The sequence below is a fragment of the Streptomyces sp. NPDC048612 genome (assembly GCF_043199295.1).
Classification (GTDB): domain Bacteria; phylum Actinomycetota; class Actinomycetes; order Streptomycetales; family Streptomycetaceae; genus Streptomyces.
Genome location: NZ_JBICVV010000014.1, coordinates 181,683 through 205,527, shown reverse-complemented (window position 1 = coordinate 205,527; position 23,845 = coordinate 181,683). Strand labels below are relative to the sequence as shown.

At 71.3% G+C, this 23,845-nt stretch carries 20 protein-coding genes and 1 pseudogene; 11 read left to right on the top strand and 10 right to left on the bottom strand.

Annotated elements, in window-relative coordinates; genetic code table 11:
* Positions 1-228: 228 nt before the first annotated feature.
* Positions 229-1,548, bottom strand: a complete 1,320-nt coding sequence (locus tag ACGFN2_RS22360; RefSeq protein WP_393363041.1) for an SUKH-4 family immunity protein — start codon at positions 1,546-1,548, stop codon at positions 229-231.
* A gap of 189 nt (positions 1,549-1,737) precedes the next feature.
* Entirely contained in the window at positions 1,738-3,909 is a 2,172-nt protein-coding gene (locus ACGFN2_RS22355) for an ATP-binding protein (protein ID WP_393363038.1), read from the bottom strand.
* Between the two features lie 718 nt (positions 3,910-4,627).
* Here ACGFN2_RS22355 and ACGFN2_RS22350 point away from each other — a divergent pair.
* The 4 genes from ACGFN2_RS22350 (at position 4,628) to ACGFN2_RS22335 (ending at position 9,634) form a co-directional block, all read left to right on the top strand.
* The gene (locus ACGFN2_RS22350; RefSeq protein WP_393363035.1) at positions 4,628-6,496 is read left to right on the top strand and encodes an Ig-like domain repeat protein; all 1,869 of its coding nucleotides are present in this window, start codon (positions 4,628-4,630) and stop codon (positions 6,494-6,496) included.
* A gap of 367 nt (positions 6,497-6,863) precedes the next feature.
* Positions 6,864-8,147, top strand: coding sequence for a 4-carboxymuconolactone decarboxylase (gene pcaC, locus ACGFN2_RS22345; RefSeq protein WP_362601437.1), 1,284 nt, complete (start codon positions 6,864-6,866; stop codon positions 8,145-8,147).
* A 21-nt stretch (positions 8,148-8,168) separates the two neighbouring features.
* On the top strand, positions 8,169-8,810 hold the full coding sequence (locus ACGFN2_RS22340; RefSeq protein ID WP_362601434.1) for an MBL fold metallo-hydrolase: 642 nt from the start codon (positions 8,169-8,171) through the stop codon (positions 8,808-8,810).
* A gap of 38 nt (positions 8,811-8,848) precedes the next feature.
* Positions 8,849-9,634 carry an exodeoxyribonuclease III gene (locus ACGFN2_RS22335; RefSeq protein WP_393363030.1) on the top strand — a complete coding sequence of 262 codons (786 nt, stop codon included), beginning with the start codon at positions 8,849-8,851 and terminating at the stop codon, positions 9,632-9,634.
* Between the two features lie 60 nt (positions 9,635-9,694).
* On the opposite strand, the gene ACGFN2_RS22330 is transcribed toward ACGFN2_RS22335, so the two are convergent.
* The gene (locus tag ACGFN2_RS22330; RefSeq protein ID WP_362601428.1) at positions 9,695-11,512 is read right to left on the bottom strand and encodes an SGNH/GDSL hydrolase family protein; all 1,818 of its coding nucleotides are present in this window, start codon (positions 11,510-11,512) and stop codon (positions 9,695-9,697) included.
* A 216-nt stretch (positions 11,513-11,728) separates the two neighbouring features.
* Between ACGFN2_RS22330 and ACGFN2_RS22325 the strand changes: the two genes are divergently transcribed.
* From ACGFN2_RS22325 to ACGFN2_RS22305, 5 genes are all read left to right on the top strand, one after another.
* Positions 11,729-12,169 carry a DUF6278 family protein gene (locus ACGFN2_RS22325; protein WP_393363027.1) on the top strand — a complete coding sequence of 147 codons (441 nt, stop codon included), beginning with the start codon at positions 11,729-11,731 and terminating at the stop codon, positions 12,167-12,169.
* A gap of 188 nt (positions 12,170-12,357) precedes the next feature.
* The gene (locus ACGFN2_RS22320; RefSeq protein WP_362601422.1) at positions 12,358-13,101 is read left to right on the top strand and encodes an amino acid ABC transporter ATP-binding protein; all 744 of its coding nucleotides are present in this window, start codon (positions 12,358-12,360) and stop codon (positions 13,099-13,101) included.
* Positions 13,102-13,115: 14 nt separating this feature from the next.
* The gene (locus tag ACGFN2_RS22315; protein WP_393363023.1) at positions 13,116-14,045 is read left to right on the top strand and encodes a glutamate ABC transporter substrate-binding protein; all 930 of its coding nucleotides are present in this window, start codon (positions 13,116-13,118) and stop codon (positions 14,043-14,045) included.
* Positions 14,046-14,064: 19 nt separating this feature from the next.
* Positions 14,065-14,709: an amino acid ABC transporter permease gene (locus ACGFN2_RS22310; RefSeq protein WP_362601416.1), complete on the top strand. Its 645-nt coding sequence runs from the start codon at positions 14,065-14,067 to the stop codon at positions 14,707-14,709.
* Positions 14,706-15,575, top strand: a complete 870-nt coding sequence (locus tag ACGFN2_RS22305; protein WP_362601413.1) for an amino acid ABC transporter permease — start codon at positions 14,706-14,708, stop codon at positions 15,573-15,575. Before ACGFN2_RS22310 ends, ACGFN2_RS22305 begins: the two co-directional genes overlap by 4 nt.
* Positions 15,576-15,592: 17 nt before the next feature.
* Here the strand turns inward: ACGFN2_RS22305 and ACGFN2_RS22300 are convergent, their stop codons facing one another.
* The 4 genes from ACGFN2_RS22300 to ACGFN2_RS22285 form a co-directional block, all read right to left on the bottom strand.
* On the bottom strand, positions 15,593-16,051 hold the full coding sequence (locus tag ACGFN2_RS22300) for a hypothetical protein (protein WP_393363019.1): 459 nt from the start codon (positions 16,049-16,051) through the stop codon (positions 15,593-15,595).
* 71 nt (positions 16,052-16,122) lie between these two features.
* A complete protein-coding gene (locus ACGFN2_RS22295) occupies positions 16,123-16,914 on the bottom strand; it encodes a class I SAM-dependent methyltransferase (protein WP_393363016.1) in 792 nt (263 codons plus the stop codon).
* A gap of 6 nt (positions 16,915-16,920) precedes the next feature.
* The gene (locus ACGFN2_RS22290; RefSeq protein WP_393363013.1) at positions 16,921-18,147 is read right to left on the bottom strand and encodes an MAB_1171c family putative transporter; all 1,227 of its coding nucleotides are present in this window, start codon (positions 18,145-18,147) and stop codon (positions 16,921-16,923) included.
* Between the two features lie 10 nt (positions 18,148-18,157).
* Positions 18,158-18,658 (bottom strand): hypothetical protein, encoded by a 501-nt coding sequence (locus tag ACGFN2_RS22285; protein WP_393363010.1) that lies wholly within the window; start codon positions 18,656-18,658, stop codon positions 18,158-18,160.
* A gap of 366 nt (positions 18,659-19,024) precedes the next feature.
* Between ACGFN2_RS22285 and ACGFN2_RS22280 the strand changes: the two genes are divergently transcribed.
* On the top strand, positions 19,025-19,468 hold the full coding sequence (locus ACGFN2_RS22280) for a barstar family protein (protein WP_393363007.1): 444 nt from the start codon (positions 19,025-19,027) through the stop codon (positions 19,466-19,468).
* On the opposite strand, the pseudogene ACGFN2_RS22275 reads toward ACGFN2_RS22280, so the two are convergent.
* Both ACGFN2_RS22275 and ACGFN2_RS22270 read right to left on the bottom strand, forming a co-directional pair.
* Positions 19,469-19,723, bottom strand: a pseudogene (locus ACGFN2_RS22275) (hypothetical protein); the annotation flags it as partial.
* Positions 19,724-19,732: 9 nt separating this feature from the next.
* On the bottom strand, positions 19,733-21,334 hold the full coding sequence (locus ACGFN2_RS22270; RefSeq protein ID WP_393363004.1) for an alpha/beta fold hydrolase: 1,602 nt from the start codon (positions 21,332-21,334) through the stop codon (positions 19,733-19,735).
* Between the two features lie 269 nt (positions 21,335-21,603).
* On the opposite strand from ACGFN2_RS22270, the gene ACGFN2_RS22265 reads away from it, so the two are divergent.
* A complete protein-coding gene (locus tag ACGFN2_RS22265) occupies positions 21,604-22,818 on the top strand; it encodes an NAD(P)/FAD-dependent oxidoreductase (RefSeq protein ID WP_393363001.1) in 1,215 nt (404 codons plus the stop codon).
* A 65-nt stretch (positions 22,819-22,883) separates the two neighbouring features.
* Here the strand turns inward: ACGFN2_RS22265 and ACGFN2_RS22260 are convergent, their stop codons facing one another.
* Positions 22,884-23,711, bottom strand: coding sequence for an alpha/beta fold hydrolase (locus ACGFN2_RS22260; RefSeq protein WP_393362998.1), 828 nt, complete (start codon positions 23,709-23,711; stop codon positions 22,884-22,886).
* Positions 23,712-23,845: the final 134 nt, after the last annotated feature.

The window sequence follows — 23,845 nt, the reverse complement described above, 5'->3', positions numbered from 1 at the left end:
CTGCCCGGCGAAACCCTGAGGTGTCGGCGCACCTCCGGACTGCCAGCTCGGCGGACGCTCGCTGATCGGACTGGGAATTGTCAGACAGCCCCTAGCCGTAACGAGCCTTCCAACGGTCCACGGCCGGCAGCGATAGGTACCGAGCGCGCACCTACAGAATCCGCGGGTACGCAACGAGGCGCGGCCCATAGCCGCCAACGCGCCGCGCCCCCAAGGCGATCGGGTCGATCAGAACAACCCGTGCCACATCTGCTCGACGATCACCGACCACCAGTTGCCCGGGTCGTCCAGGGCCGTCGCGTCGATGGCGACGAGCTGCTCCTGGAAGTCGGCGACGGCGCTGCCCGCCATGACGGGGTCGAGCGCGATCATCTCCTCGCGTGTGGTGTGCAGGAGCGCGAGGGAGCGGGCGAAGGCGGACACCGAGGCGTTGACGCGGCGGCCCGCGGCGCTTTCCGGGGTGACGGCCCAGAGCTGGCCGACCGGCTCGCCCTCCAGATCGGACCCCGTGCACTGGACGGTGATCAGAGCGACCCCGTCGGTGCCGATCCTGACGTGCCCCTCTAGGAACGCGAGGGAGGCGGCGCTCGCCTGGGAGCCGACTTCGCGCAGATGCGCGGCGGCATTGCCGAACAGGCCACCCGGCAGCTCCGCCTCCGGGGTGTCGGCCGTGAAGAAGAACGGGATGTCGGTCGGCAGCCCGGCCCAGGTCAGCGTGGCCTTGGCGGCCTCGGGGAGCGGGGTGCGTGCCAGGTCGTCGGCGTCGTAGCGGCGTACGTCGTCAGCGCCGAAGGCCTCCGTCAGCGCGTGGCCCAGGGCGACATCGCGGAGCGGCTCGGCCGGCTCGACGTCGGTCGGCACCGGCGCGCGGTGCGGCCGTGGCGGCGGCTGCTGTCCCGCGATCTGGTGCATCATCTCGACGTGCTGGAGCAGCCCGGCGATCGCCTCGGCGCGCTGCTCTGCCCGCAGGCCGTACTCCTGCGTGCAGGAGAACCGGGCGTTGGGGTAGACACTGCCGAGTAGCTTGCCCGGGTACCCGCCGGGGAGCTGGCTGGAGCTGAGGTCGGTGTGGATCGCGACCACGTTCTGCGCGGGGACACCGAGGCTGTCCATCTCCACCAGGGCCTGGTACTCGGAGTGCGGCTCACCGGGGGCGGAGTTCTTGACGAGGCTGGTCTCCTCGCCGGTGCGCGGGTCGACGTAGGTGAGGACCGTGGTGTTGCCGGGGCCGGTGACCGGCGGCTGCGCGGGCGGCGCGGCCTCCTCGCCGCCGCCGTGCTTCTGCTGGTACATCCGCACGACCTCCTCGACCGGCACGGACGGCCAGGTACTCAGCTCGCCGGTGCGGCGGTCGACCACACCGCAGGAGTGGCCGATCGTGGCCGGCGGCCGGCGCTTGCCCGTGACCGGGTCACGCTCGACCGGCGGGGCCGCGGCCCACACCACCCAGCCCAGATCGAACTCCTGCATCCGCACCTCACGGTGCTCTTGTCCCTCGGGGTTGAGCCACCCCTCGGCGGTCGCGAGCGCCTGCTCCTGGCTGATCACGGGAACTCCCATCGAGTCTTCGGGCGGACGGGGCGGGTGCGGCCGGGGCCGGTGCCGGGCGCGCTCCGCGGCCCTCGTCCGAGTGGGCCTGAGTGCAGGCGGTCTGATACGGGCGCCTTCGAAAGGCTTGGGGGCTTCGGGCCTCGGCCCTGTGAGCCTAACGGTCGGCGGTGCGGGGGTGGGTGGGTGTCAGGCGGTCGGGTGGGCAACGGGCCCGGGGGCTTGCGGAGCCTGGGCGGCGGCTTCCGGCGTGGGCTCGGGGGCCTGTGCGGGCCCGGGGGCCTGTGCGGGCTCGGGCTCGGCCGCCCGGGGGGCGGGTACGGAGCCGCGAGCGGTCGTGGCACGGGGCTGCGCCGGGCGGATCTGCAGCGCCTTCACACCGCTTTCCGTGGCAACGAGGAGGATGCCGTCGGGGGAGAGGTCGGTTCCCGTGAAGGGCGTGGCGGAGATCAGGGCCGTGACGAGCTGTGCGTCGCCCTGCTGCTCGCCGCGATGCCAGACGCGTACATAGTCGGCGCCGCGGCTGAACCCGAGCGGCCCCGTGGCGCGCTCGTCCTCCGAGGGGCGCAGGATCTGGGCCGGGTCGGCATCGATGGCGGCGCCGGTGGCGAGGTCCTGCACCAGCACGGCGCGGGCCTCGGGATCGTCGGCCTTCAACGGGGTCGAACCCGGGGTGCCCTGAGGCACCGCGCTGACGGCGACCGCGAGCGGGGCCGGCTCCGGCTGCTCCTGCTGCGCGGCAGCCTCCGCGGCGCTGCCCGACGCGGCCGCGGACGGGAGCAGCGTGCCGACGGTCACGGCGTCGGCCCCGGCGACCGGCACGCTCCACAGGGTGTGCCAGGGAAGCCCGGGTACCGTGCGGCGCAACACATCCGCGTACTCCGGCAGTCCGTCTTCGACGAACGCGGTCTCCAGGAGTGCCGCTCGAAGAAGGGCGGGCGCCTGGGTGCGGGTGAGCAGCGGTGCCGTCCGCAGATACGTACGCGCCGGTGCGTCCAGCTGCTCCGGGGGTACGGACTCCACCGCGGCGCGCAACCGCACCGGCTCGGCGTGGGCGAACAGGCCGGGGTCGGTGAGGAGCCGGGGGAGCAGACCGGCCTCCAGGGTGTGTCCCGCGAGGTGATCGCGAACGTACGCCCCGGCCTTCGCCCAGTCCTGATCGGGCACGGCCTCCAGCAACTCCATGGCGATACGCGTCTGAGCGCCCGGAACGTCCGGAATGCCTGCCCGAACGGCCTCGCCGATGCCCGGGTGCTGCAATCCGAGGAGCGTCCGCTCCTCCTCGGGGACGCCTTCGCCGGCCCGCTCGACGGGGCGGATGAAGGGGGCGACGAGCAGCATGCCCCGCGCCATGTCCTCGCTCATGTCCCGCTCGGCCACTGCGGAGGCGAGCGGGGTCAGCAGATGCACGGGAAGGCCGTCGCCCTCGGCGAGGGCGAGGGGCGCGAGGATCTGCCGCAGGGTGCGGGGGTGGGTGTCAAGCCGCTCGGCGTGCAGATCGAGCACCTCGCCGACGCTGCCGGGCAGTTGGCTCACATCCGCCGGGTCGAACCCCTCCGGGTGCATCAGGACCGACTGCACGGCGAGCTGCACGGTCAGACGGCTGCCCGCGCCCTCTCCCGCGTGCCGCGCGATCGCCTCGGCGAGCGCGCGGCGAGCGTCGGGCTCGGTCGTGAAGGGCAGTTCCGGGGCCCCGAATTGCGGATTGAGCAGCGCCTCGGCCTGCAGCACAAGCCCTTCGGGGTCGGCCCACTCGGGTGCGTCGAGGTCGATGACCTGGGCCCCGCCCGGCGGCAGCCCCTCGGCGAGCTCGACGGCGAACTCCCGGGGCACGTCGGCGAGAAGACGTATGGACTCGACGGCGGCGAGGGGCTTCAGCACGTCCCGCACCACCTGCGCGGGCTCACCCGCCCCTCGCACCGGACCCGCCCGGTCCACATCCGGCACCACGATCGTCACCGACCGCCCGGACAACGGGAGTTGACCGAGCTCGGGGACGATGCCGTCGGTGCGGGTCGCGGACAACCCGTAGTGATCGGCGAGCAGCCACAGGGTCTGCGTCGCCGTCAGCCCGGCGACACTCGGCACCGCGGGCGCGGGCAAGTCCGGCGGCACGGTCGCCGGATCGAACGCGTCCAGCTCAAGCCCCTTGCGATACTCCGGGTCGCAGAGCATCAGGAACCCCGTGAGCAGCCGCGAACACCCGGTCCCCGTGCTTCCGGTCAGGACGACGACCCGAGGCGCGCCCGGCCGCTCCGCCCGCCACGCGCTGAGCGCGCGCAGCACGGCACCGCGCCCCCCGATGTAGGGGTGGGGCTCATGGGCCCTGGTCTGCTCTGGGGCCTGGGTCGGGCTGGTCATTGTCTCCCCGTTGTCCTGTCCGTCCGGCGCCGTCAAGTCATGTTGACCGTACGGCGTTCATCCTAGGCGCGCCGCACGGGCCGAATCGCGCCCCGACCGCCGCTTGTTCCCCAGGTGTGGCGTGCGCTGTCACTCGCGTGTGGCGTGCGCCGGCGACACGGCTCGGTGAACGCTTCCGGCAGGACGAACTCGTACACCGAAGTGGCGCCGACATTCGCTTCGGTAGCCGTGGTTGGCATCTGCGCGGTCGACCTCACGGGGTGCCTCCGATCACCCCGTGAAACCTCCGTAGTCTCCCTGCTCAGCTCCACGTTCCGGGCCGCATTGCGCGCCAGTTCGCCTTCTCCAACGACGTGCCCGGGTGGGGCTGTGTGTTGGTCTGTCCGGGTGATAGTCGGGTCAATGCGGTGGTGTTCCATTGGCCATTTCGGGTTAATGGTGGTGACCGTTATCCGGTGGGTTGCCCATCTCTCCGGGGAGAGATGGGCAACGCCTGTGGTGCGCCGGTGTGTGGTACGTGTCGGCGGGTCCCTCTGTCCCGGTGTGCAAGCGGTGATCCGGTGCGCGTATACCGGCGCCGTGCGACGCGGGCCCCGGATGGGAGTTCTCGGGCGGCCCTCTCAGCTGAGAGGGGTTTGTCATGGAACCGACTACAGGCTGGTGGGGAGCTCCAGCGATCGCCGGGGTTCGGCCGGTTGTACCGGCCGGTGGATCTGGGGTGGCCGCTGTACGGGGGCTTGTGGCCGCGCCGTTCAGTGCGGCGTTCTCCACGGTGACGATCCCGGCGGGCACGACCCCGCTGGGGGTGGCGGTGGCGCAGAACGGCAACGTCTACGTCGGCAACGCCAATTCGGCCAACGTGACGGTGATCAGCAGCGCCACGAACACCGTCCTGGCCACCGTCCCCGTCGGCTCGGACCCGGCCATGATCGCGGTGGCGCAGAACGGCAACGTCTACGTCACCAACCAGAGCTCGGCCAACGTGACGGTGATCAGCAGCGCCACCAACACCGTCCTGGCCACCGTCCCCACCGGCGGGGGCCCGTTCGCACTGGCGGTGGCACCGAACGGCAACGTCTACGTCGCCAACAGCACGTCGAACAACGTGACGGTGATCAGCAGCGCCACGAACACCGTCCTGGCCACCGTCCCCGTCGGTGCGGTCCCGGACGCGGTGGCGGTGGCGGCGAACGGCAACGTCTACGTCGCCAACCGGAACGCGAGCACCGTGACGGTGATCAGCAGCGCCACGAACACCGTCCTGACCACCCTCCCCACCGGCGGGTTCCCGGGCTATGCGGCGGTGGCGCAGAACGGCAACGTCTACATCGCCAACCAGACCTCGAACAACGTGACGGTGATCGACAGCGCCACGAACACGGTCGTGGCCACCGTCCCCGCCGGCACGGTCCCGGGGGTGATCGCGGTGGCGCAGAACGGCAACGTCTACGTCACCAACACCGTTTCGAACAACGTGACGGTGATCGACAGCGCCACGAACACGGTCCTGGCCACCGTCCCCACCGGCGGGGGTCCGTTCGGGGTGGCGGTGGCGCCGACCGGCAACGTCTACGTCGGCAACAGCAGTTCCAACACCGTGACGGTGATCAGCAGCACCACGAACACGGTCGTGGCCACCGTCCCCGTCGGCGCGTTCCCGTTCTCGGTGGCGGCGGCACAGAACAGCAACGTCTACGTCACCAACGCCAATTCGGCCAATGTGACGGAGATTTCGCCGTTGACGGTGACGACCTCGCCGGCGTCGCCGGTGTGCGGGCAGCCCGTGACGTTCAACATTTCCGGGGGGACTCCGAACGGGGCCGCGGTGGTGGACTTCGGGGACAGCAGTCCCACGGTCACCGTCCCCCTCGACGCCACCGGGAGCGGGCAGACCACCCACACCTACACCGCCGGTTCGTTCACCGCGACCGTGAACGGCAACCCCACCCCCGTCACTGTGAGCCCCAACCCCACAACGACGACGCTTTCGGTGACGCCGAACCCCTCGTCCTGCGGGGAGAGCGTGACGGTGTGCGCCACCATCACCCCGGCACCAGGCACCACCTCGGTGCCGACCGGCACGGTCACCTTCACCCTCCCCAACGGCCAGATGCAGGTGGTCCCCGTCAACGGATCGGGGCAGGCCTGCTTCGCCACCACCGCCCTGACCACCGGCACCCTCACCGCCGTCTACAGCGGTGACAGCTGCTTCACCGGCTCCAACACCAGCACCCCCGTCACCGTGAACCCCACCCCCACAAAGCTGACCGCGCAGCCAGGCACGATCCGGCTCCGGCTGACCCCGCTGCCCGAGTTCTACATCCCCACCCTCAGCGCCACCCTGACGACCACCTCGGGGATGCCGGTGGCCGGTCAGCCGGTGACCTTCACCGCCACCACGCTCTTCGGCCCGGTCAACCTCGGCACCGCCGTCACCGACGCCAACGGCACCGCCACCCTCCACAACGCCATCGTCCCCGTCTTCGCCATCGCCACCCCCTTCTTCACCGCCACCTTCCCCGGCACTGCCTGCTACACCGCCGCCACCGCCCACGGCATCCTGCTGTTCATCCCCCTCCCGGGCTGATCTCGCTGGCTCCGAAGAGCCACGTCACCTGGTCCGTTGGGCGACGGGAGGAACACGCCGTGGCCCAACGGGATGAGCGGGCCGACCAGTCGAGGGGGTGATCCAGCAGACCATGGCGCAGGCCTTCTCTGGGCCGGAAGGCCCCGACCCTGATCACGACCACGGCACCACATCCGCACCACCACATCCGCACCACCGCATCACGATGAGCAACCACGATCCAGGTCACACGCTCGCCTGCGCAGTCCTCACAGTGAGCCTCTGACCTGCGCAAACCATCCCCCGGGCGCGGCCGGCGACCCCACCCCCACCCCCCTTCCTGACCCGGGCGTCAGGACCGCGTCAAAGAGTTCGGTAGCGTGGCCGGGTGAGTGAGAAGACCCTGCAGCACCGGATTGACGGCCCCGACGACGCCCCTGTACTCGTCCTGGGCGCCGCGCTCGGGACCACCTGGCACATGTGGGACCGGCAGATTCCCGAGCTGACCCGCCACTGGCGGGTCATCCGTTTCGACCTGCCCGGCCACGGTGGCTCGCCCGCCCATGCCGCGCCTTCCGTCGCCGAGCTGGCCGACCGGCTGATCGCCACCCTCGACGCGCTGGGGGTGGACCGCTTCGGCTACGCCGGCTGCAACATCGGTGGCGCCATCGGCACCCAGCTGGCGCTCACCCGCCCCCACCAGGTCACCTCGCTGGCCCTGGTGTCCACCTCGCCGCGTTACGGGACCGCCGACGCCTGGCGCCAGCGTGGTGTGGTCATCCGTACCAACGGGCTCGACCCGATCGCCCGCACCGCGCCCGAGCACTGGTTCACCCAGGGCTTCGCCGGTGCCCAGCCCGCGATCGTCGAGTGGGCCGTCCAGATGGTGCGGACCACCGATCCCGGTTGCTACATCTCCGCGTGCGAGGCGCTGGCCTCCTACGACGTACGGTCCTCGCTCGGCCGGGTCGGTGTTCCCACGCTGGTCGTCGTCGGCTCCGAGGACCAGGTCACTCCGACCACCGACGCCCGTACCCTCGTCGCCGGTATCCCGGACGCGAGCCTGGCGCTGGTGCCCGGCACTTCCCATCTGGTGCCCGTCGAGCAGCCCTCGGCCGTCACCGAACTCCTCATCCGGCACTTCAGCACCGCCTGGCACGACAAGCCGGGCCCCGGCGGCCAGAACGCCATCGGTGCCGCCGCTCCCAAGGCGCAGATCGCTGCCCCGCCGGCCCCGCAGGGGCAGCCCGCCGCCATAGAGTCCGGTCGCGCCCAGCCGGAGCAGGACCGTGGCGCCACCTACGAAGCGGGCATCAAGGTCCGCCGTGAGGTGCTCGGCGACGCCCATGTGGACCGGGTCGAGGCCACCGCCGACGACTTCAACGGCGACTTCCACGACTTCCTCACCCGTTACGCCTGGGGCGAGACCTGGACCCGGCCGGGCCTGGACCGCCGCACCCGCAGCATCGTCACGCTGACCGCGCTGGTCGCCCGCGGCCACCAGGAGGAACTGGCCCTGCACACCCGCGCGGCGCTGCGCAACGGCCTGACGCCCACGGAGATCAAGGAAGTGCTGCTGCACACCGCCGTCTACTGCGGTGTCCCGGCCGCCAACTCCGCGTTCCGCGTCGCCCAGCAGGTGATCCGCGAGGAGACCACGCCGGAGGCGTGAGACGCGGGGCAAGATGGCCCCATGGAACTCACGAAGAAGATCCACGCCTGTGTCCGGCTGGAGAAGGACGGGCGGTCGCTCGTCATCGACCCCGGTGTCTTCAGCGAGGAGGACGCGGCCGTCGGTGCGGACGCGATCCTCGTTACCCATGAGCACATGGACCACTTCAACGAGGAGCGGCTGCGGGCGGGCATGGAGGCCAATCCGGCGGCCGAGATCTGGACGCTGGCCAGCGTCGCCGAGCAGCTGTCGGCCGCGTTCCCCGGCCGGGTGCACACGGTCGGCGAGGGGGACACCTTCACCGCCGCCGGCTTCGAGGTGGAGGTGCACGGCCAGCTGCACGCCGTGATCCACCCCGACATCCCGCGCATCACCAACGTCGGCTACCTCATCGACGGCGGTGCGGTCTTCCACCCGGGCGACGCCCTCACCGTCCCGGAGGGCCGTTCCGTCGACACCCTCCTGCTGCCCGTGCACGCCCCCTGGAACAAGGTCGCCGAGATCATCGACTACGTCCGCGAGGTCGCGCCCCGGCGGGCCATCGACATCCACGACAGTCTGCTCCAGGACCACGCCCGCCCGATCTACGACTCCATGATCGACAAGCTGGGCGGCGCCGACCACGGCCGGCTCACGCCCGGCACCGGCACCACACTCGGCTGACGGCCGGACTGTCAGTCCCTCGCTGTAGGTTTGCAGACATGCGCATCGCGACCTGGAACGTCAATTCGATCACCGCCCGCCTCCCGAGGCTGCTGGCCTGGCTGGAGAGCACCGGCACGGACGTGCTGTGCATCCAGGAGACCAAATGCAGCGCGGAGCAGTTCCCGTACGACGAGCTGCGCGCGCTCGGCTACGAGGCCGCGGTCAACGCCGACGGCAGGTGGAACGGTGTCGCCCTGCTGTCCAAGGTGGGGCTCGACGACGTCGTCATGGGCCTCCCCGGCGGCCCGGAGTACGAGGGGGCGCAGGAGCCGCGGGCGGTCTCGGCGACCTGCGGCCCGGCCCGCGTCTGGTCGGTGTACGTCCCCAACGGCCGCGAGGTCGGCCATGCGCACTACACCTATAAGCTCGGCTGGTTCGAGGCGCTGAAGGCGGCGGTCGCGGAGGACGCGGCGGGCCCCCGCCCGTTCGCGGTCCTCGGTGACTACAACGTCGCGCCGACGGACGAGGATGTCTGGGACCCGGCTGTGTTCGTGGACTCCACCCATGTCACGCCCGCCGAGCGCGCCGCCCTGGCGGCCCTGCGGGAGGCCGGTCTGTCGGACGTCGTCCCGCGCCCGCTCAAGTACGACCGGCCGTACACCTACTGGGACTACCGCCAGCTCGCGTTCCCCAAGAACCGCGGGATGCGCATCGACCTGGTCTACGCCAACGCGCCGTTCGCCAAGGCCGTCTCGGACGCCTATGTGGATCGTGAGGAGCGCAAGGGCAAGGGCGCCTCGGACCATGCCCCGGTCGTGGTGGACCTCGACGTGCAGGGCTGAGCCGGCGGGGACGGCCCCGGGGTCACCGCCCCGGGGCCGTCGCGCCGGACGGCCGGGCCGTCAGCTCCGGCCGGGCACCAGCGCCCGCAGGTCCACGGATTCCCCCAGCGCCCGCAGGCCGGCGTCCCCGGGGTGGAGATGGTCGCCGCTGTCGTAGGCGGGCAGCATCCGCTGGGGCCGCTGCGGATCGCGTACCACGGCGTCGAAGTCCAGGGTCGCGTCGAAGACGGTGCCCCGGCCGGCCCGGATGAAGGCGTTCACGGCCTGCCGGCGGGCCTCCACGGCCGGGGTGCAGTCCGGGTAGCCCTCACAGGGCGCGATGGTCGCCGCCACGACCCGCAGCCCCCGCTCGTGCGCCCGCCGCGCCAGCGCCCGCAGGCCGGCGACGACCTCGTCGGACGAGGTCCCCCAGCGCACGTCGTTGATGCCCTCGAACACCACCACCGTCCGCGCCGAGGGCTGCGCCAGCACGTCCCGCTCCAGCCGGTGCTGGGCGCTGACCCCGCCGGCGTCGGTGCTGACCCCGTCGCCCGGATAGCGGTCGGTGACGATGCGGTTCGCCGAGATGCCGTGGTTGAGCACGCCGTAGCGGGGCAGCGCCTGCTGGGTCTGGAAGCGGCGGGCCAGGACGTCGGGCCAGCGCCGGTTGGTGCCGCTCGTCGACTTCACCCCGTCGGTGATCGAATCGCCCAGCGCCACGATCGAGCCGGGGCCGCCCTCGACATCGATCCCTGTCAGGAACGGCCAGAAGGTCATGGTCTCCGGGAAGGCCGCGCCCCCGGCGTCCGCCGTGCGGTTCCCGCTGCCCGCCGCGCTCAGGTACGACTGCTGGGCCGCCTCCTGGTGCACCGGCGCCGCGGTCACCGTCCCCGGCAGATGGATGCTCACCAGCAGATCGGCGCCGGCCGGAACGGTGAAGTCCACCGGGTCGCTGAACGCCTCGGCCCCGGCCGGTATGCGGGTCCCGGACTTCCCCCGCCCGAAGGTCAGCGGCGTCGGCGCCCGGTCCGCCGCCGCCCCCGCGCCGCGTACCGCGATGCTGGCCGCCCCGATGTCCACCGGCGCGGCCGCGAAGGTGTTGGCCAGCCGGACACGGGCCCGCGGCCCGCCCGCGCCGCTGTGCACGACCAGCCGCAGCGTACGGTCCGTCCACGGCCCGACCGCCCGGTAGCCCGCGGTGCTCGCCGCCCAACTCCCGGTCCTGGGCCCGGCGTCGCGTACCGCCACCGCGAACACATGGAGTGCGGCCGCCGCCCCGCCCGCCGGGGGCAGCACCACCGAGGCCACCTCCCGCCCGGCCCGCAGCGGCACGGTCACCGCGTACAGCCGCGCCGGACCGGCCGCCGGCCCGTCCGGGCCGTTGAGGTGCGGCAGTGCCACCGCCTTGGTGCTCAGTGGTCCCGACCGCCAGTCGGGCGCGGTGAGTTCGTAGCCGCTGCGGGAGCCGTCCCGGTAGTGCACGGTCCCGCTGCCGGAGGCGGTGCCGCCCGTCCCGGCGACCAGGAAGGTCAGTGCCTCGCCCCGGCCCTGGACCGCCACCGTCTGGCCGTCCGCCACCACGTTGTCCGGCGTCCCGGGTGCCGTACGCGGCAGCCCGAGCCGGGTGCCGTCGAGGGTTATTGCGTTTCCCGGTGACCAGCCGGCCGCCGCCAGGTCCTGGGCGGACAGCGAACGGCCCGCACCGTCGAAGTCGGCCGAGCCGGGGGCGGAGTTGTCACTGACCGCCCGGTTGTCGAAGTGCCGTGCCAAGGGCAGCGGGCGGAGCGGAGACCGCGCGGCACCGGCCGGTGCGGCGGTGGCGGTGCCGAGGCCGGCGGCCGGCAGTGCGGCCGTGAAGAGCAGCAGCGTCAGGGCGGTGCCCCATCGTCGTACACGCATCGGTCCGTATCCCTCCGGGTGGCGCCAACGGGCAGGTGGTGCGCTGCGATCCGGGCCGTGCCCCACGCGGGGCGGAGGCTTGTGCGGATGCAGCAGATCCGATCCGAGCGCCATGAAGCTAGGGAGACGACGGGGGAGCGTCAAGGTGACGAACGGGGCACGATGACGCCGCGCGCCTGTGGCCCCGTCCGCGGACCGGGTGGGACCCTGCACACCATGAACATGTCTTTCCTGGACAAGTGGCGCAAGCGTCATCAAGCGCACCGGTCCGTGCCGCTCGCGGAGTCGGTGCGCGCCGACCCCGAGAGCGTCGTCGAGCTGCTGTCCGAGTGCGAGCTGCTACGGGCCCAGGCGGCGGACGCGGGGGTGGAACTGGACGACTCCGTGCGCTCGTTGGAGCTGCTGGATCAGCTCCAGCCCGTGTGGCGGGACGACCCCGAGGTGCTGCCCTGGCTCGGCAACGACGCCGGCCTCTACCTCGGCACGGTGCTGGTCCGCACGGTACGCGGCGCCGTCTGGCATGTCTGGCCGGACGGGCAGCCGGTGGTCCGGCTGGCGTCCTGCCGGGAGATCGACGTGGTCGCGGCGGGACATGAGTGGGCCGACACCGGCGTGCCCGAACTCTCCCAGATCTGCGCCGAGGTCTCCGAGGCCTGATTCGGCAGCGAGGGACCGCTGACGGGGCCGGGCCGGCCGCGGGACGTTCATCGGTAACCCTGATTTATCCGTACCCTGATTTATCCGCCCATCTCCGCGCATACGTGCGTGTCAGCGGCGAAGTGCCCCATGTGCCCCGGTAGGTTGCGGGCTCTCCGCTGTACGGATGAGAGTGGGCAGGTCTGCATATGGCCGGTGAGACGCTGATTGAACTGCGCGGGGTCAACAAGCACTACGGAAAGCTCCATGTCCTGCGGGACATCGACCTCACCGTCGGCCGCGGGGAGGTGGTCGTGGTCATCGGGCCCTCCGGGTCCGGGAAGTCCACCCTGTGCCGGGCCATCAACCGCCTGGAGACCGTCGAGTCGGGCAGCATCACCCTGGACGGCAGACCGCTGCCCGACGAGGGCCGGGCGCTCGCCCAGCTGCGCGCCGAAGTCGGCATGGTCTTCCAGTCCTTCAACCTCTTCGCCCACAAGACCGTGCTGGCCAACGTGATGCTGGCGCCGGTCAAGGTCCGCAAGCAGAAGAAGGACGAGGCCGCCCGGCACGCCCGGGAACTCCTGGACCGGGTCGGGCTCGCTTCCCAGGCCGACAAGTACCCCGCACAGCTCTCCGGCGGCCAGCAGCAGCGCGTCGCCATCGCCCGCGCCCTCGCCATGGACCCCAAGGCCCTGCTCTTCGACGAGCCGACCTCCGCCCTCGACCCGGAGATGATCAACGAGGTGCTGGAAGTGATGCGCCGGCTCGCCCGGGACGGCATGACGATGGTCGTGGTCACCCACGAGATGGGCTTCGCCCGCTCCGCCGCCAACCGTGTGGTGTTCATGGACGACGGCCGCATCGTCGAGGACCGCACGCCCGAGGAGTTCTTCACCGCGCCGCGCAGCGAACGGGCGAAGGACTTCCTCTCCAAGATCCTCAAGCACTGAACGGGGGCGCCGCGATGATGCACCGTCACTCCGCGCCCCTGCGCCGCGCCCTCGTGGCGCTCGTGCTCGCCGCGCTCGCACTGGCCCTCGCCGGCTGCGGCCGGCCCGGCAGCCCACCGGTCAAGGGCCCCACGGGCAGCGAACTGCCCCAGTACCCGGTCGCCAAAAACTTCTCCCTGCCCCAGTCCCCGACCTGGGTGAAGGCCAAGCGCCGCGGCCACCTCGTCATCGGCGTCAAGGAGGACCAGCCCTACCTCGGCGAGAAGGACCCGGCCTCCGGTCTCTACGCCGGCTTCGACATCGAGATCGCCCGGATGATGTCCGCGGCCCTCGGCTTCCCGCCCGGCACCATCGAGTTCAAGACCATCTCCTCCGCCAACCGCGAGACCGCCCTGCAGAACGGCCAGATCGACCTCTACGTCGGCACCTACACCATCAACGACAAGCGCAAGAAGCTGGTCGGTTTCGCCGGCCCGTACTACCTGGCCGGCCAGTCGCTGTTGGTGCGCACCGACGAGAACGACATCAAGGGCCCGCAGGACCTGGCCGGCAAACGGGTCTGCTCGGCGGCCGGCTCGACCCCCTACCAGCGCATCCAGACCGAGTACCCCAAGGCGGTCCTGGTCTCCTACGACACCTACTCGGTGTGTGTCGACAACCTGCTCACCTACCAGGTCGACGCGGTCACCACCGATGACGCGATCCTGCTGGGCTACGCCGCCAAGGTGCCCGAGGAGCTGAAGGTGGTCGGCAAGCCGTTCTCCGAGGAGCCGTACGGCATCGGTGTCCCGCGCGGCGACAACGCGCTGCGGTTCGCCCTCGACGACGCCCTCGCCGCGGCCGAGAAGAACGGCCTCTGGCGCAAGGCGTACGAGGCGACCCTCGGCCTGTCCGGAGTGCCCGCCCCCAAGCCGCCCCCGATCGACCGCTACCCGGCGACCTGAGCCGGCAAGGAACTGACCGATGAACGTTCTTCTGGACAACCTCTCCCTCTACGGGGAGGGCCTGCTGGGCACCGTCGAACTCACCGTCTACGCCTCCCTGCTCGCCCTCGCCCTCGGCTTCCTGATGGCCGCGTTCCGGGTCGCCCCGGTCGGCTCGCTGCGGGCCTTCGGCACGGCGTGGGTGACCGTGCTGCGCAACACCCCGCTCACCCTGCTGTTCTTCGCCGTGGTGCTGGGCCTGCCGCGGTTCGGTCTGGTGCTGCCCTTCAAGCTGTTCGCGATCCTCGCGCTGGGCTGCTACACCTCCGCCTTCATCTGCGAGGCGGTGCGCTCCGGCATCAACACCGTGCCGGTCGGGCAGGGCGAGGCGGCCCGCAGCCTGGGCATGACCTTCCCGCAGACCCTCGGTGACATCGTGCTGCCGCAGGCCTTCCGGTCCGTCATCCCGCCCATCGGCTCCACGCTGATCGCGCTCGCCAAGAACTCCGCGATCGCCGGCGCCTTCAGCGTCGTCGAACTGCTCGGGGTCTACAAGCCGCTCAACGAGATGGGCTACAGCATCATCTGGACCTTCGTCTGGATCGCCGTCGGCTATCTGCTCGTGACCCTGACCATCAGCGCGCTCTTCAACGTGCTGGAGAAGCGTTTCGGAGCCGCCCGATGACCACCGCTCTCTACGACATCCCCGGCCCGCGGACCCGGCAGCGGCACCGGCTCTACGGTCTCGCCGGGACGGTCGTCATCCTCGCGCTGCTCGCCTGGATCATCTACCTGCTCTTCGCCACCGGCCAGTTCGTCGCGGCCAAGTGGACCCCCTTCACCTACACCGGAATCCAGGAACTCCTGCTCCGGGGCCTGGGCAACACCCTGAAGGCCTTCGCCTTCGCGGCGGTGCTGTCGCTGGCGCTCGGCGCGGTGCTGGCGACCGGCCGGCTCTCCGAGCACCGCCTCGCCCGCTGGGTGAGCACCCTGCTGGTGGAGTTCTTCCGGGCCATGCCCGTCCTGGTCATGATCTTCTTCATCTATGTGGCCCTGAAGGTGGAGCCGCTGCCCGCCCTGGTCGCCGGACTGACCCTCTACAACGGCTCGGTGCTCGCCGAGGTCTTCCGTACCGGCGTCAACTCCGTCGAGCGCGGCCAGCGGGAGGCCGCCTACGCCCTGGGCATGCGCAAGACCCAGGTCATGACGCACGTCCTGGTGCCGCAGGCGGTGCGGGCGATGCTCCCGGCGATCATCAGCCAGCTGGTGGTCGCCCTGAAGGACACCTCGCTCGGCTTCCTCATCACCTACGAGGAGTTCCTGCACGCCGGCAAGCTCATTGCGTCCAACCTCGACTACGACCTGCCGTTCATCCCCGTCGTCATGATCATCTCGCCGATCTACATCGGGATGTGCATGCTGCTGTCCTGGCTGGCCAACTGGGTCTCCAAGCGGCAGCGGCGCAACCCCAAGGTCGAGGCCGTGGAGGTGGCCGCCCCGGAACCGGGCACCCTGCTGCCCGGGGGACAGCGGCCGCAGCCGCCCGCCTGAGAGCCGGGCCCCGGACTTCAGCGGACGGCGCGCGTGAGCCAGGGCGTGAGGGCGCCGCGGAAGACCGGCTCCCGGTACGTCTCGTCGCCGGGCAGCGGCACGACCAGCCACTGGCCCGGCGGGAGGAACCGCGTCCTGACGTGGGCGAGACCGCCGTACACCGACCGCAGGAACGCCGGCACCGCGTCCCGCGGGACATCGGCGAACTCCACCCCCTCCACGGTGATCGTCGCATCGTCCTCGGGGAAGACCTGGACGGTGACCTCGGGCGAACCGCCCAGTTCCACGAAGGCCTCGTGCGGCAGCGAGCCGTCCGGGTCCAGGACGGTGAACACCCCGGCGGAGGTGCGGCGGGAGGTCCGGTCCGCGCCGATGTCGTCCGTGACGGTCAGGCCGAGGCGGTACTCGGCCGCGACCGCACGGATCGCGGTGACGGCGGACTCGGTGGTGGGCAGGTGCGGGTGGTGGTTGCTCATCCCCTTGATCATCTCGCGGGGGCCGGGCACCGCACACGGCGGCTTCGACCCGGCCCGCCCACCGGCGGCACCTACGCCGGGCGACGGGCCCAGGCGGAGAGGGTCATCTGCGGGATGTCGATGAACGCCGGGTCCTTGAGCAGGGTGTGGAACTCCGCCAGGTCGGCCTCGGTGACCAGACCGTCGGCGAGGAGGGTGGGTGCGGCCTGGCTGATGAGCGGGAGCCAGCGGTCCTTGTCGAGTCCGCCCATGAGGCCGGGGTTGGCGGCGAAGGCGACGTCGGACAGTCCGCTGCCGGCCAGCAGGGCGGGCAGGCCCCTGACCCAGGTGAGGTCGGCGCCGTGCGCGTGGTACATGCGCTGGTAGGCGTCGAGGATGCGCCGCATCACGGGGAAGGGGGAGGTGGCACCGGGCAGGTGGTAGGGCTCCTCGATGACGAGCCAGCCACCGGGGGAGAGCCAGCGGCTGACCCGCGCGACCATCTCGTCGCGGGCGGCGAGATGGCAGAACAGGTAGCGCGCGTGGATGAGGTCGAAGCTGCCGGGTGCGTAGTCCTCGTCCGTGATGTCGGCTTCCTGGACCTCCAGGTTCGCGGCACGGCCGGCGTCGAGGTGGCGGGTGTCGAGGTCGACGCCGACCACGCGTCCTTCCGGGCACCGTTCCGCGAGCCAGTAGGCGATGGAGCCGGCGCCGGCGCCCAACTCCAGGCAGTTCCAGGAGGCTTCGACGGGGAGGCGGTTCAGGATTCCGGTGGTGAACGTGTCCACGCTGCCCTGGATGGAGGTCAGGCGCTCCCGCTCACGGCCGGCGTCATTGCTCAACATGCCGCTGGTGTAGGGGGTGCGGGCGGACTGCTGGGTCATGGATTCCTAACTCGTGCGAGAGGGGGGCGAGTGGGGGGCACGCTGGTCCGGCACCGCGGGACGGGCCCGTGCGGCCTCGGCCGGTGCGGGGGGAACGGCGAACGAGCGGACGGCGGGCAGCGCACGCGCCCGGAGGACGGCGAGCAGGAAGTCGGCCTCACTGCGGAGGCCGTCGTGGGCGGGCCCTCCGGGGGTGAGCTGGTTCGGCCGGGGGGTGGCCGCGGCCTGCCGGGCGTCGAGGGCGGTGCACAGCCAGCAGGCGGTGACCGCGGGCTCGACCTGTTCCCCGGGCAGCTGCTGGGTCCCGATGTGGTCCCGGGCGGCCTCCATCGCCTCGGAGGACACGTAGTCGTGCAGCACGAGCAGGGCGTCGCGGATCTCGATGACCTGGCGGTAGAGCCGGAGGCGGATCGTACGGGGGCCGCCGAGCACCGCGCGGACGCGGGGGAGCGGCTTGTCCAGGGTGACGTACGGAACGGCTTCGGTGACCTCGCGCCACAGGGGATACAGGCGCCACAGGGCGCTCATGTCGTGGGCGGCCCGGCGGACGGTGACGACCAGGGGCAGACCGACCCCGGCGGTCATCATCCAGGCCGTGACCCCGATGTTGAGCGGGAACAGCGCCCCCAGCCAGGGCGGCCGGGCGAGGAGGAAGGCCAGGACGACGCACCAGAACGTGGCCGACGAGGTGAACCCGGCGGCGAGCAGCAGGAGCCCGGTGCGTACCGGCCGGTCGTCGCCGGCCCGGCGCCCGTAGCGCACGCAGAGCACGGCGCACGGGATGGTGCCGATGAGGTGGGCCGCGATGAGCAGCCACCAGAACGGGCTGTACCAGGGGACGGCCTGGCTGGTGACGCAGCCGGCGTCCGGTGCGACCGTGTAGTTGAGCGCGATCAGCGCGCCGATGGTGAGGACCATCGGGCCGTAGACGAGCCAGGGCCGGCGCCGGGACATCGCGGCGAGCACGAAGTCGAGGATGAGCGCCGAACTGACGACGCCCCAGCCGTTCATGAACAGGCCGCAGCTCTCGGCGAAGCGGAAGGCATGGTTCAGTGCCGCGGTGACGGGGTCGAGATAGACGGTGATCGATCCGGCGAGGCCGACCGCCGACATCAGCAGCATCTTCTGCTGCCGGGAGCGGCGGGCGGTGGGCAGCCGGAGGAGGATCACCAGCCACAGGGCCAGTGCGCCGGTGAGCTCGACGCGGGTGCCCAGTTCGTAGAGGGAGTGCATGTGCACGCTCCTACCTGCGGATTCCCAGGGCGACTTCGAGGGTGCCGCGCACCCCTGGGGAGGACGAAGGGGGCAGCATACCCGCGGCCGAGTGGATGAGGCTGGCGACGAGTTCCGCCTCCTGCTCCTGCTCGGAGGTGTAGCTGGTGCGGCCCAGCAGTCGCCGGACCACGTCGGGGCGCAGGTCGGGCAGCAGCGCGGCCAGCGCGCGGTGGCTCTCGTCCTCGTCGGTGCCGTGATCCCACAGGATGTGGCCGATCTCGTGGAGGACGATGTGCTCCTGGTGGAACCGGGTGGTCTTCTCCTCGACGAAGATGTGGTCGCAGGAGTCGGTGGCGATCCACAGGCCGCAGGCGTTCATGGCGGAGCCGAGCGTCAGTGTGTGGATGCGGATGGGCCGGCCCCGCCGGACCGACAGCTCGCGCACGAGGGCCTCGACGGAGAAGGGACTGGGCAAGTCGAGTGCGCTGACGAGCGCCTGGCACCGCTTGCGGACCTGCCGTGTGGTCATGGTGTCACCTTGTTTCCGGCGCCTCGGGGCGGCTGGACATCGCTGCCCACCATTCTGGCGCAGCGCGATACGTCCACCGGGGCCGCATGCGGCAAGGGGCTGTGACGGCAGCCATCGTCGCCGTTACGTCAGGCGATCTCAAGGGGGTCCGGGGAGGCGTCCGTTGACCCGTCGTCCGTACTCTCCCCGGCCCGCTCCGGCACCACGGCATGCCGCCCCCGGCCGGACATCACGGCGGAACTCCCGGTTCCGGGGGCGGAGTGGGCCTCGCCTGGGCTGATTCGTTCGGATCTAGACTGTGCAGATCGCTGCTGTTGCCGGCTCTGACGGCGGAGGAGCCCTGGATCGCTGGAGGGGGAGGTGGGGGTGCGCACCGTGCCCTGGGTGCACGTCGTTCCGGAGCAAGGCTCCCTGCCTGTCGATCTGTTGCTTCCCATGACCGGCCGGACGTACGTAGCACGTCTCGACGGCCGGGAGATGCGTGACACGGACGCCGTCTTCCAGGAGTTTTGCGACGGACTGCGGCTGCCTGATTACTTCGGGTGGAACTGGGATGCCCTCTCCGACTGTCTGCGCGATCTGAAGTGGCTGTCGGCAGACCACTACGTACTGATCGTCGAGGCCGCGGATAAGGCGCTGTCGGGCGATGCCGCCGGACAGCGGCTGCTCTTCAGGACCCTTCTGCGGGCAGGACAGCGATGGTCCTACACGCAGCGGCCCGAGGGCATCGATCTCAGCAGGCTTGTGGTCGTCATGTCCTGCGACGCAGCGTCCGTTCCGGACTTGCAGGAACAGCTGCGATGGTGCTGAACGGTTGATGCACCGCTCGACCGTGTTGCGCTGCTTGTATTCCTCGCGGTCGAAGGCGGGGGCCGGCCGCCGCGGGAGCGGCCGCTGGCACGGTCGCCGGGCTCGCTGGCCGAGGCCCCTTTTTGCGGGCCTCGGCCCCGTGCTGGTGAGCGCGAATGATCGGCGAGTCCACCGAGGCGACTAATTCAGGTCCTCATCAGCGTCAGCGTGGGCCATCAGCGCGGTGAACACCCGCTCCCACGTCCCGTCAACGGCCGAAATGCCCTAGTCACGCACCGGCACCGACACATACGACGGGTCGTCCGCCGGAGAGGAGAACGTCAGGCGGGCGCCGGACGGGTTGTGCTCGTTGTACAGCGGGTCGACGGTGTCCACGACCACGGCGAGACGGTGACCGGCCGGGACGTCGTAGGCCGTGGAGAACAGGTCCAGGTCGACGCCGAAGGGCTGGTTCGGGGTCTTGTCGTGGAAGGTGTACGGCGCGTGGGTGACCAGCTTGCCGATGCCGAGCGGGCCCACGTCGTAGAGGTAGGCGATGGCGGTGCCGCTCTCCGCGGTGCTGGTCATGGTGGTGTGCAGCCGGGTGGTTCCCCTGACCCGCTGTTCGGTCCCGTAGCGCTCGGACTGCCAGACGGCGGCCAGCGGGCGCGGCAGCAGCGGGATCGAGGCCATCGGCGGCAGCCGGAAGAACTGGTCCATCATGCTGGAGAGGATGATCAGTCCGCCGTCGGCGCCGGAGTTCCCGTTGGTGTGGATCTTCTTGCTGTCGCCCAGCTCGATCCGGCGCTGCGCGGAGGGGACGTCCTTCCAGCTCTTGTAGCCCTCGTACGCGCCGGTGGAACGGGACTTGAGCAGCACCGGCGACTCCCGGTCGATGCCGTTGTCCGCGCCCTTGAGGTAGTGGTCGAACCACCGCTGGGTGTCGGTCCAGGTGTCGTTGGGCAGCCCGAACAGCCCCAGCCCTTCGGCCGTGGCGTGGTCACCGGGGCGGAGCTCCAGCCGCTTGGGGCCGGTCAGCTTCTCGTAGAAGTCGGCGGTCTGGTTGGGCGGGAAGATGGAGTCGCCCCAGGCGTTGCCCAGCATGATGGCCGCGCCGTTGGCGTTGATCCGGTCGAGATAGGTGGCGGGGGAGCGCTTGCGTCCCCACGCGATCAGGTCCTGCTCCTTGTCCAGGTTCGAGGCCAGGAAGTCCTTCATGATGGCGCGGAATTCGGCGCTGGGGCGTCCGGTCAGCTCGCCGGTGCCGCCCAGGAACGACGCGGCCTGCCGGTGCTCGGTGCGGCCGCTGTAGATCGAGCCGACGAGGTCGCCCCAGCCGCTGAGCGCCGCGACCGCCTTGATCCGCTTGTCGAACGCGGAGGCCAGCAGGCTGATCCCGGCACCGTAGGAGACCCCGCCCATGCCGACCTTCCGCGGGTCGGCCGGGGTGTGGGCCAGCGTCCAGTCGATGACCTTCGAGGCGTCGGCGACGTCCTTGGGGCCGGCCGTGTCGATCTCTCCGCCGGACTGCCAGAAGCCGCGTGAGTTGTATCCGACGACGACATAGCCCGCCTCGGCCAGCTTCCTGGCCTGCGCCATGTACTCGATCTGCGGCATCGACCAGCTGGTGGGCAGCACGATGACGGGGTAGCGCCGGGTGCCGTCGGAGCCGGCCGGAGTGAAGACGTTCGCCTTGAGGGTGGTGCCGCCGTCGCCCTCGATGTCGACGAACCGCACGGAGGGGGCGCCCGACGCCGCTGCCGTGGGGGCGGACCGCGGCGTCGCCGCCTCGGCGGTGGCCGGCGCGCCGGCGAGAACCGTGGTGGCCAGCACCGCCGCGGAGACGGTGCTGACCGCGGCGCGCAGTGTCGTACGGGAGGGCCTCATCTTCTGCTCCAGATCTCGCTGCGGGCCGCCGCACGCTGTCCGGGGACAGGTGGGGCGTGCGGCGCACCCGAATGTGACTGGAGAGTAAGGTCCACTCCTTACCTCTGGTAACCCGTCGGTAGGTTACGGCTGGGTAACGCCCTTGGGTCCAGGGGGAGTCGGGGAGTGCCCGGAGGGGCGCACCCGGGTCCGCTCCGAACGGGCGGCGTGCTTACGATCCGAGGGGCGGGAACGCCGTCACCGTCGGGCAGTCGGGAGTGGGGAGCGGTATGGCCGCGGGAGAAGGGGTACTGGTCGTCGGAGCCGGTGTGGTGGGCGCCGCGGTGGCGTATCACCTGACACGGCTCGGCCACGAGCGGGTGACCGTGGTGGACGCCCGGGACCGCGACACGCTCCCCGGTTCAACGGGACTGGCGCCGGGGTTCGTTGGTCAGCTCAGCGCCACGCCGGAGCTGGCCGTATTGGCGAAGGACAGTGTGGCCACCTACCGGGAGCTGTCCGCCGCCGCCGACGAACCGGCCTTCTGGCAGGTCGGCTGCCTCGAAGTGGCCACCACCGAGGCGCGCCTGGCGCAGGCCCGTGCGGATGTCCTGCACGGCCGCGGCCTCGGTATCGAGGCGCGGGTGCTCGACGCGGCGGAGGCCGTGGCGCTGGCTCCCGCGCTGGTCGATGCCGAACGGGCGCTGGGCGCCCTGTACATCCCGTCCGACGGCGCCGCCGATCCGGCCGGTCTGACCCGGCTGCTGGTCGCCGCCGCGGAGCGGGCCGGTGCCCGCTTCCGCTGGCGTACGCCCGTGGCCTCCCTGGAGACGGACCGCGGGCGGCTGGCCGGGGTGCGTACCGGCGCGGGCGAACTGCTGCGGGCCGGCCGGGTGGTGCTCGCCACCGGTATCTGGGGCCCGGTGCTGGCGGCCGGGGTGGGAGTGCGGCTGCCGATGGTGGACGTCCAGCACCCGTACGTCTTCACCGCGGAGCGGCCCGAGCTGGACGACACCCCCATCGACGCGCCGATCGTGCGCTACCCCGACCACGCCGTCTACACCCGGCGGCACGGCCGCCGCTACGGCCTGGGCAGCTATGCGCACCGCCCCCTGCCCTGGGAGCCGGCCGCCGGCCGCGACAGCGCCGAACTTCCCTTCCGGGAGGCGGATTTCGGCTCCGCGCTGGCCGAGGCGCACCGGCTCGTCCCGGCCTTCCGGGAGGCCGCGCCGGGCCGCAGGCTCAATGGAGTCTTCGCCCTGACGCCCGATGAGCTGCCGCTCGTCGGCCCGGTGGCCGCGGTGCCCGGCCTATGGGTCGCGGAGGCGAGCTGGGTCACCCATGCCGCCGGTGTGGGCCGGCAGTTGGCGGCCATGCTGCTGGAGACCGGCCGCACCGTGGTGGACCCCGCACGGCTGACACCGGGACGCTTCGACCACTGGGACGACGGCACGGTGCGCGAGACCGCGCTCGGCCACTATCAGGGCATCTACGACGCGCACTGACGGCCGTTCGGTGGCGCGGAGACGGGTGCCCGGCACCGGCTCCGCGCCCTCCTTCCCGTCCGTCGTCAGCCGTGCGCTGCGGCCGTCTCCGCCTGCTCCGGGAGGGAGTGGAGGAACTCCGCCAGTACGGCGTTGAATTCCTCCGGGCATTCCAGGTTGGGCAGATGGCCTGCCTGCTCGATGACCGCCAGCGTGGCGTCCGGGACCCGGGTGTGGATGTCCTGGGCGTCGCTCACCGGCGTGTGGGCGTCCTCGGTGCCGACCACCGCGAGGGCCGGTACCGAGATCCGGGAGAGCAGCGCCGTGTAGTCGGGGCGTTCGGCGCGGCCGCGGAGTGCGGCGGCCGCGCCCTCGGAGGGTGCGGCCGTCATCATGGCCAGGACGTGGGCGGCGACGTCCGGCCGGTGGGTGAGGGTGTGCGCGGACACCATCGTGGGCAGCGCCTCCTGGGCGTAGCCGGTCATGCCCTCGCGGAGCAGCCGTTCCGCCATGTCGCGGCGGCGGGTCCTGCCCTCTTCGGTCTCCGCCGCGGCGAAGGTGTCGGCGAAGACCAGGCCCCGTATCCGCTCCGGGAAGAGCCGGTAGCACTCCATGACGATCTGGCCGCCCATGGACAGCCCGCCGAGGACGAAGCGCCCGATCCCGAGGTGGTCGAGCAGGGCGAGCAGGTCGCGGGCGAAGGTCTCCAGCGGGGTGGTGCCGGGCACGGGCGTGCTCTCCCCGTAGCCGCGCAGGTCGGGGACGATCACCCGCCATCCGGCCCGGCTGAAGTGCTCGGTCTGCGGGCGCCACATCGAGCGGTCGAAGGGGTGCCCGTGCACCAGTGCCAGGGGCGGCCCGCTGCCCTCGTCCTCGTATCCGACCGTGATCCCCCGGCAAGCGACCGAACCCATGGTGTGTCCCCTCTGCGGTGATGTGACGCATCGATGCTATAGAGCGCAATTGCTCGGTGCAATGGAAATAATGCGCTCGGTGCAATATTGTGTTCAGTGTTCGTGCGCAGTGTTGGTGTGCACTGCCTGAGGTG